This is a genomic window from Kitasatospora sp. NPDC059088, assembly GCF_042738155.1.
GTDB lineage: Bacteria > Actinomycetota > Actinomycetes > Streptomycetales > Streptomycetaceae > Kitasatospora.
On sequence record NZ_JBHYGR010000212.1, the window covers coordinates 1 to 8,199 of the forward strand.

General features: G+C 74.7%; 8 protein-coding genes. 3 read left to right on the plus strand and 5 right to left on the minus strand.

The features are described 5' to 3' along the window. Window positions 1-194: 194 nt before the first annotated feature. Window positions 195-1,835 carry an alkaline phosphatase family protein gene (locus tag ACFWXO_RS43445; protein WP_380532302.1) on the minus strand — a complete coding sequence of 547 codons (1,641 nt, stop codon included), beginning with the start codon at window positions 1,833-1,835 and terminating at the stop codon, window positions 195-197. A gap of 365 nt (window positions 1,836-2,200) precedes the next feature. On the opposite strand from ACFWXO_RS43445, the gene gndA reads away from it, so the two are divergent. Then, on the plus strand, window positions 2,201-3,664 hold the full coding sequence (gndA, locus tag ACFWXO_RS43450) for an NADP-dependent phosphogluconate dehydrogenase (RefSeq protein WP_380532305.1): 1,464 nt from the start codon (window positions 2,201-2,203) through the stop codon (window positions 3,662-3,664). A 34-nt stretch (window positions 3,665-3,698) separates the two neighbouring features. On the opposite strand, the gene ACFWXO_RS43455 is transcribed toward gndA, so the two are convergent. Together ACFWXO_RS43455 and ACFWXO_RS43460 are read right to left on the minus strand one after the other, a co-directional pair. Further along, the gene (locus tag ACFWXO_RS43455) at window positions 3,699-4,250 is read right to left on the minus strand and encodes a YciI family protein (protein WP_380532308.1); all 552 of its coding nucleotides are present in this window, start codon (window positions 4,248-4,250) and stop codon (window positions 3,699-3,701) included. Window positions 4,251-4,321: 71 nt separating this feature from the next. Continuing rightward, window positions 4,322-5,287, minus strand: coding sequence for an alpha/beta hydrolase (locus ACFWXO_RS43460; protein WP_380532311.1), 966 nt, complete (start codon window positions 5,285-5,287; stop codon window positions 4,322-4,324). A 219-nt stretch (window positions 5,288-5,506) separates the two neighbouring features. Here ACFWXO_RS43460 and ACFWXO_RS43465 point away from each other — a divergent pair, with 219 nt between their 5' ends. Beyond that, window positions 5,507-5,890: a hypothetical protein gene (locus ACFWXO_RS43465; protein ID WP_380532313.1), complete on the plus strand. Its 384-nt coding sequence runs from the start codon at window positions 5,507-5,509 to the stop codon at window positions 5,888-5,890. A 66-nt stretch (window positions 5,891-5,956) separates the two neighbouring features. On the opposite strand, the gene cynS is transcribed toward ACFWXO_RS43465, so the two are convergent. Next, complete coding sequence (cynS, locus tag ACFWXO_RS43470) at window positions 5,957-6,427, minus strand: cyanase (protein ID WP_380532316.1); 471 nt, start codon at window positions 6,425-6,427, stop codon at window positions 5,957-5,959. A gap of 71 nt (window positions 6,428-6,498) precedes the next feature. Next, the gene (locus ACFWXO_RS43475) at window positions 6,499-7,095 is read right to left on the minus strand and encodes a carbonic anhydrase (protein ID WP_380532319.1); all 597 of its coding nucleotides are present in this window, start codon (window positions 7,093-7,095) and stop codon (window positions 6,499-6,501) included. A gap of 126 nt (window positions 7,096-7,221) precedes the next feature. On the opposite strand from ACFWXO_RS43475, the gene cynR reads away from it, so the two are divergent. Then, window positions 7,222-8,130 (plus strand): transcriptional regulator CynR, encoded by a 909-nt coding sequence (gene cynR / locus ACFWXO_RS43480; protein ID WP_380532322.1) that lies wholly within the window; start codon window positions 7,222-7,224, stop codon window positions 8,128-8,130. The last annotated feature ends 69 nt before the right edge of the window (window positions 8,131-8,199 follow it).

An 8,199-nucleotide genomic window follows, 5' to 3' on the forward strand; every position in this document is an offset into this window, starting at 1 on the left:
CCACCCGGCGGGGGGCTCCGGTGACCTGGACGTGCCCGGGCTGCTTCACCGTCTATCGTACCCCCGGGGTTCCGCGTCGCCCTCCGCCCGGCCGACGGGCCCGGTCCGCCGACGCGCGACGATACCTGACGGGACGCCGGGGATCAGGTGATTATCCGCGGCCCGGCGGGCCGCCCCGGCCCACCGCCGGCGGTTCAGCGGACGGGCAGCACCCGGGTGTGCTCGGCGCGCACGGCCTGGAGGTCGTGCGGCTGGAGGCCGAGCAGATCGAGGACGGTCGGGGCGATCTGCTTGGTCTCGACCTTCTCCTCCCGGCGGACGCCGCCCGGGGTGGCCGCGCCGGAGACGACGAGCGGGACGTTCAGGTCGTCGGCGTGGGCGCCACCGTGCTCGGCGATCTTGCTGCCGCCGGTGTAGACGACGCCGTACTGCGCGACGCCGAAGACGTCCGGCACCCGCGGGTCGCCCGGGGCGACGCCGAAGTGGCCGGCGGCCTCCGCCCCGGCGTAGACCTTCTGGACGCCGCTGCCGGTGAACGGCCGGGCCTTGCCGTCGATGCCGACGCCGGTGCCGTTCTGCGCCAGCAGGTAGGCCTTGGCGAAGGAGGTGGCGGCCGGGGAGCGGTCGTTGAGCCAGAGCAGCACGCCGTCGTCGTCGACCGCGTGGGCGACCAGGGCGCCCGCGCCCGGGTGGGCGGCCTTCCAGGCGGCGTCGAGGCCGTCGAGCAGCGGGCCGTCGTCGATCCGGTTGAGCGCGGCCGGGTCGATCGGGGACTGGCCGTGCTTGGCGGAGAGGATGACGGTCGTGGAGCGGTCGAGGTGCTGCTTGCGCAGTTCGGCGGTCAGCGCGCCGATCTGCTGGTCGACGTACGCCAGGTTCTTCTCCACCAGCGGGCCGGGCACGCCGTTGGCGACGTAGCCGCCCTGGAGGCCGTCGGAGCTCGCCAGCTTCTGCGCGGTGGAGACGGACTGGAAGTTCAGGCCGAAGACGGCCGGGGTGCCGACCCGCTGCGCACGGCTGTGGTCGTAGCCGTCGATCTCGTTGAGGACGGCCTGCACCTTGTACGAGTCGTACTGCTCGGTGGCCTGGTTGTCCTTGGTCCAATCGCCCTTGTAGCCGGTGGCGTTGCTGTTCACCTCGGGGGTGAAGAGGTCCTGGATGCCGGTGCCGGAGGGGCCGTTGAGGATGTCGTAGGCGGCGTGCTTGTCCGACCAGGCGGTGCGCAGGCCGGCCTGGCGGGCCACCTCGAAGACGGTGTTCACCTGGAGGTAGGAGTGCGGGTAGACCGGCTTGCAGGTCCGCGGGTCGACCGGCAGCTTGGCCGGGTCGATCAGGGTCTGCGGGTTGCCGGTCATCCGCAGGATGGAGCCGGGCAGGCCGGGCAGGCCCTGGCCGGCGTCGAGCGCGTCCTTGTTCTTGTCCAGGTCCTCGGTGAGGTCGACCTCGACGCCCGGCTTCGCGTGGGCGCAGTCGGTGGTGCCGGCCGGGAGCAGCGCGGCGTTGTAGGTGTCGTCGTAGTAGACGCCGGTGGTGCCGGAGCCGCCGCCGGTCAGCTGGGCGACCATGCCGGGGAAGGAGTCGGACGGGTCGGTGGTGGCGGCGTGGGTGTACTCGACGCCGCCGCGGACCAGCCGGGCCAGCGCCGACTGCGGGTGCGCGGCCACGAAGCGGGCGAGGTCCGACTGGTGCAGGCCGTCCACCGACACCAGCAGGACGTGCTGGGCCCGGTGGGCGCCGCGGCCCTCCTCGGCGGCGGCGGCCTGGGCGACGGTGGATCCGGCCAGCACACCGGCGGCGCCGAGGGTGGCGGCCAGTCGGACGTAACGACGGGTCACGGAGGTCTCCTGTGGAAGGGGGGAGGGGAGGTGACTGCGGCGGTGCGGCCCCCAGGGTGGGAGGCCCCGGTGTACCGGTGGCGGCCGGAACGTGAACAGCACCGGTCCGCTCCGCCGGGCGGCCCGGGATTTTACCCGTCGCCCACCAACGCCTTGCCCTGCCATGGGACTTGACGCGGGAGTAGGGTCGGTGCGGCGGGGTCGGCGGGCGCCTCCGGGCACCTGAACGGCCCAGCCCCCCGGGCGGGCGGCACCGTCCGCCGGTGATCCTGGACTCCGACCGCCCAGGGCGGTCCTTCGCGTGCGCGGCACGCGGTCGGCGCGCTCCGCTCCGTCGGCCGGCCCCGAGGAAGGAAGCACAGCTCATGGACGCAGCCGCGATCGGTTCGGCACAGATCGGCGTGACGGGCCTGGCGGTCATGGGCCGCAACCTGGCGCGGAACTTCGCCCGCAACGGCTACACGGTCGCGGTGCACAACCGCACCCCGGCCCGGACCAGGGCCCTGGTCGAGGAGTTCGGCCACGAGGGCGCCTTCGTCCCCGCCGAGTCGCCGCGGGACTTCGTGGCCGCGTTGGAACGTCCGCGCCGTCTGCTGATCATGGTGAAGGCCGGCGGGCCCACCGACGAGGTCATCGAGGAGTTCGCGCCGCTGCTGGAACCCGGCGACATGATCATCGACGGCGGCAACGCCCACTTCGCCGACACCCGCCGACGGGAGAGGGCGCTGCGCGAGCAGGGCATCCACTTCGTCGGCAGCGGCGTCTCCGGCGGGGAGGAGGGCGCGCTGCTCGGCCCCTCGGTCATGCCCGGCGGCTCCGCCGAGTCGTACACCGTGCTCGGCCCCATGCTGGAGCGGATCAGCGCCCACGTGGACGGCGAGCCGTGCTGCACCCACATCGGCAGCGACGGGGCCGGCCACTTCGTGAAGATGGTCCACAACGGCATCGAGTACGCCGACATGCAGCTCATCGCCGAGGCCTACCACCTGCTGCGGGACGTCGGCGGGTACTCCCCCGCCGAGATCGCCGGCGTCTTCGAGCGCTGGAACCGGGGGCGGCTCGACTCCTACCTGATCGGGATCACCGCCGAGGTCCTCGCCCACACCGACGCCGACACCGGCAGGCCCTTCGTCGACATCGTCCAGGACGCCGCCGAGCAGAAGGGCACCGGGCGCTGGACCGTGCAGACCGCCCTCGACCTCGGCTCCCCGGTCACCGCCATCGCCCAGGCCACCTTCGCCCGGGTCGCCTCCGCCCGGACGGCGCTGCGCGAGGCCTACCGGCCGCTGCCCGGCGGCACCGTCCACCCGCTGCACCCGCACGAGGCCGAGCGCTTCACCCGGGACGTCGAACAGGCCCTCTACGCCTCCAAGGTCATCGCCTACGACCAGGGCTGGACGATGATCCGCGACGCCGCGGCCGAGTACGGCTGGGACATCGACCTCGGCGCGGTGGCGCGGATCTGGCGCGGCGGCTGCATCATCCGGGCCGCCTTCCTCGACCGGATCCGCGCCGCCCACGCCGCCGACCCCGACCTGGTCAGCCTGCTCGCGGAACCGCAGTTCGCCACCGAGGTCGCCGACGCCCAGGCCGCCTGGCGCACGGTCGTCGCCGGGGCAGCCCAGCACGGCATCCCGGTGCCGGCCTTCTCCGCTGCGCTGGCCTACTTCGACACCCTGCGCAGCGAGCGGCTGCCCGCCGCACTGATCCAGGGCCAGCGCGACTTCTTCGGCGCCCACACCTACCGCCGCACCGACCGGCCGGGCAGCTACCACACCCGCTGGGCCGAGCCCGGCCGGCCGGAGGAACGCACGGACACCGGGGCGTAGGTTCTCGCCCGGGCGACGGTACCGGACCGGGTCGTCAGGACGGGCGGCCGCCGAACTGCCACCGGTGCACCTCGACGTCGGCGTAGCCGTCCGCGGTCAGCACCGCCCGCGCCGCGTCCGGATCCGGCGCCCGGAGCAGGACGGCCGTGCCCAGCCAGGCCGTCCCATCGTCGGAGAGCAGCGGCCCGTAGGCGATGAGCTCCTCCCGGTCGGCCGGCACCGCGAGGTCGACGGGCTGCCCGCCGCCGAGGCCGAGCACGAGGTAGCGGGTGCCCCCGGTCCGGCCGCCGGGGAAGTCCCACATGGTGCGCCCCAGCAGGTTGCGCCACCGCCGCAGCAGCACGTCCCGGTAGACCCCGGCCTGGTAGCCCGGCTCCTCGAAGGCGAACGCCCGGGCGGCGGCCGGGCCGGGCAGGTCGAGGACGTGCACGCTGCCGGTGGGCAGGGCCCCGTCGGCGGTGAGCGTCGGCCCCCGGGCGATCATCTCCTGCGCGAACCCGTCCATGTAGGACCGGTGCGCTTCGAGCAGTTCGTCGCGCAGCGGCAGGGACCCGGGCCGGTCGCGGTGGTAGCAGAGGAACTCCATCCCCGAAGCATCCCGTCCGGCGGCCGCCCCGGTCGAATCGTTTTCCGCCCCGGCCGCCCGGGGCCGCCGCGTCACCGCTGGAGGACGCGCCGGAGCCAGCGGGTGCGGGCCTCCTGGGCGTCCCGGGCCAGGGCGGAGTGCGGGGCGAGGGTGTCGAAGCCGTGGCACGCGCCGGGCCAGACGTGGAGTTCGGCCTCGCCCCCGGCCTTCCAGAGCGCGTCGGCGTAGCCGACGGCCTCGTCCCGGAAGGTCTCGGCGGAGCCCACGTCGAGGTACGCGGCGGGCAGCCCGGTGAGGTCGGTGGCGCGGGCCGGGGCCGCGTACGGGGAGAGGTCGGCGGCGCCGTGGCGGTCGCCGAGCACGGCCTGCCAGGCGGTGGCGTTGGAGCCGCGGTCCCAGGTGTCGTGACCGACCATCTGGTGGCTGGAGAAGGTGTCGCCGCGGTCGTCGAGCATCGGGCTGAGCAGCAGCTGGCCGATCGGCGCCGGTCCGCCGCGGTCGCGGACCAGGTGGGCGAGGGCGGCGGCGAGCCCGCCGCCGGCGCTCTTGCCGCCGATGACCAGGCGCCCGGCGTCCACGGCCAGTTCGTCCGCGTGCTCGGCGACCCAGCCGAGCCCGGCGTAGCAGTCCTCGACGGCCCCGGGAAAGCGGGTGCGCGGCGCCAGCGGGTACTCGACGGAGACCACGGCCAGCCGCAGGGGCAGCGCCCAGGAGCGCAGCACCCGGGGCAGGACGGACCACGCGTTGCCCGTCACCATCCCGCCGCCGTGCAGGTAGTAGAGCAGCGGCAGCGGCTCCCGGATCCCGGCGGGTCGTGCGCTGACCAGGGTGAGCGCGCCGTCGCCGTCGGCCCGCGGCACCTGCAGCTCCGTCACCTCGAACCGGCCGCCGTCGCTCAGCCGGTCGAGCGTCGGCCGGGGCCGGACGCGCGCGTCCCGCTCCTGCCAGGCCGCCAGACCCTCCGTGGTGAGCACCTCCCGCGCCCGCGCCCCGGCGGCCTCCACGGCCGCCCGCACCTCCGGATCCAACGGAGGCACCCGTCGGCCCACCGATCCACCCACCACCAGCACCCCCTCACCGGACGGACACCCGAGCGGCATCCCGTCCCACCCCACCCTGCCAGGCCCGCCCTCCACGCCGGCGTGGAGGGGCTCGCATCCTGGATCGGCCCGGACGGAAAACCGCTGGCGCGGTGGCCGGGCGGGGAGTTGACTGGCCTGCCGAGGCCGGGAACACCGCTTGGCAGAGGGGGAGTTGTGGAGGATCCGCAGTTCACCGTACGGCTCGCCGGCCCCTCGCCCCGGGGCGCGGTGCGGCTCAAGGCGGTCCGCACGGTGAACGGGCTGAGCCTCTGGCAGGCCGGCCTGGCGCTGGACGCCGGGACGGCCGTCCTGCTGGCGGACGTCCCCTTCGAGCTCGCCGCGCCCGCCGCACGGAACCTGCGCCGAGCGGGCGTCGCAGTCGCCGTCCGCTGCGGCGCCTGCCGCCGCACGCTGCCCGAGGACGGCGCCCCGGTCGCCCCCGAACCCTGCGCCGGGCGCTACTTCGCCACCGCCCACTGCCAGGCGAACTCGCTGACCACCTGCGACTGCGAGTTCTGCACCGAGTTCGGCCCCCTGCCCGGGCTCACGGCTCCCTGAGCTCGCGCTGAGCGGTGCGGCGGGGCGGGCGGTGGCCCCGCCCCGCCGTGGGGGAAGAGGGGTGGGTCAGAACGGCTTGGTCGGCAGGTACTTGCCGTCCAGCGTGATGACGGCGCGCTCGCCGCCCTCGGGGTCGGCGACCTTGCGGACGTCGAGCTTGAAGTTGATCGCGGAGATGATGCCGTCGCCGAACTGCTCGTGGACGAGGGCCTTGAGGGTGGTGCCGTAGACCTGGAGCATCTCGTAGAAGCGGTAGACGGTCGGGTCGGTGGGGATGCCGCCGGGGATCGAGCCGCGGGTGGGGATGGTCTGCAGCAGCACGGCCGCGTCGGCGTCCAGGCCCAGGATCTCGGTGACGGCCTCGGCGGCCTCCTTCGGCAGGGCGTGCTGGCCGAGGACGGCGGCGGTGGTGAAGGCCACCGACAGGCCGGAGACGTCGGCGATCTGCTGCCAGGTGAGGTCCTTGCGGGTCTTGGCCTCGACGGCGGCGACGGCGAGCAGCTGGCGGGCGGTGGGGTCGAACTGGGCGTGCACCATGGGAGGTTCCTTCTCGTGGTCGGTGGGGCTACGGGTGGCGCCGCGGGGACGCTCCGGGGGCTGGGGGTCGGTCAGGCCGCGCGTGCGGCAGCCCGGCCGGTGGTGGCGGTGAGGTCCTCGACGCCGCCGGTGGCGATGTCGAAGACCCAGCCGCGCAGGGTGAGTGCCCGCGCGCTCAGGGCGCGGGCGACGGACGGGTGGGTGGCCAGGTTCGCCAGCTGGGCGAGCACGTTCTGCCGCACCAGGGCCGGGACGTCCCCGGCGGTGGCGGTGCGCGCCACCGAGGCGTCGGCGAGCCGCAACCAGTCGGCGACGGCCGGGGCTCCGCTGAGGTCGTGGCCGTGGGCGAGGGCGGTCATCGCGCCGCATCCGGAGTGCCCGCAGACCACGATGTCCCGGACGCCCAGGGCGGCGACGGCGTACTCGATGCTCGCGGTGACGCCGTCGGCCCCGGGGGTGTAGGCGGGCACCAGGTTGCCCGCGGTGCGGATCACGAACAGCTCACCCGGGTCGGAGCCGGTGATCAGCTCCGGCACGACGCGGGCGTCGGAGCAGCCGATGAACAGCGTGTGCGGGCTGTGGTCGGCGGCGAGCCGGGCGAAGAGCTCCTCCTTTGCGGGGAACACGTCCCGCTGGAAGTGCGCGATGCCCTCGGTGAAGTCACGCATGGGGTCACTCCCTCTCGTGGCGCCGGGCCGGTGCGGCCTGGCGGGATCCACAGTGCACGACCTGGGGCTATAGCGTCCAAGAGCTGTTACCGATCGTTCTCATCGATGGGGTCTATAGTTCGGTCCATGGCCCTGGAACTGCGCCATCTGCGCTATCTGCTCGCCGTGGCCGACCACGGCAACTTCACCCGCGCCGCCGAGGAGCTGAACATCTCCCAGCCGACGCTGTCCCAGCAGGTCAAGCAGCTCGAACGGACCCTGGGCGCCCAGCTGCTGGACCGCACCGGCCGCACCGTGCGCCTCACCGACGCCGGCCGGGCGTACGCCCACCACGCCCGCGGCGCGCTGCGGGACCTCGCCGCCGCCGAACGCGCCGTCCACGACGTCCAGGACCTCTCGCGCGGGCGGCTGCGCCTGGCCGTCACCCCGACCTTCACCGCCTACCTCGTCGGCCCGCTCGCCGCCGAGCTCCACACCCGCCACCCCGGCATCGCCCTGACCGTCCGGGAGACCAGCCAGGACCGCATCGAAACCGGGCTGCTCACCGACGAGTTCGACCTCGGCATCGCCTTCCAGAGGCCCCACCTGCCCGGCGTCACCGCCACCGCCCTGTTCACCGAGCACCTCACCCTGGTCACCCGCGCCGGCGACGACCCGCCCGCCCGTGCGGCCCTCCCCGTGCGGGAGCTCGCCGACCGCCGACTGGCCCTGCTCAGCGGCGACTTCGCCACCCGCGGCCACATCGACGACCACCTCGCCCGGCACGGCGTCAGCCCGCGGATCGCGGTCGAGGCCAACTCCGTCCAGGCCCTCACCGAGATCGTCCAGCGCACCCCGCTCGCCACCGTGCTCCCGGACGCCGTCACCCACGACCACCCGCGGCTCGCCCGCGTCCCGCTCGAACCGCCCCTCCCCACCCGCACCGTCGCCCTGCTGCACCGCGCCGAGGCCTACCGGAGCGCCGCCACCGGGGCCTTCACCGCACTCGTGCACGACCTGGTCCGCGCCCGCGGCTACCCGCCGCCGACCTCGTGAACCGTTGCGGGCCCCCCCCCCACCGCCCCCACGCCGGCGCCCACCACACGGTCCGCATCCCCATGGCCC

Bases quoted from the DNA above. Each gene is read 5' to 3' on its own strand.
- cynR (WP_380532322.1), top strand. From the start codon at position 7,222: ATGGCCCTGGAACTGCGCCATCTGCGCTATCTGCTCGCCGTGGCCGAC.
- gndA (WP_380532305.1), top strand. From the start codon at position 2,201: ATGGACGCAGCCGCGATCGGTTCGGCACAGATCGGCGTGACGGGCCTG.
- ACFWXO_RS43455 (WP_380532308.1), bottom strand. From the start codon at position 4,250: ATGGAGTTCCTCTGCTACCACCGCGACCGGCCCGGGTCCCTGCCGCTG.
- cynS (WP_380532316.1), bottom strand. From the start codon at position 6,427: ATGGTGCACGCCCAGTTCGACCCCACCGCCCGCCAGCTGCTCGCCGTC.
- ACFWXO_RS43475 (WP_380532319.1), bottom strand. From the start codon at position 7,095: ATGCGTGACTTCACCGAGGGCATCGCGCACTTCCAGCGGGACGTGTTC.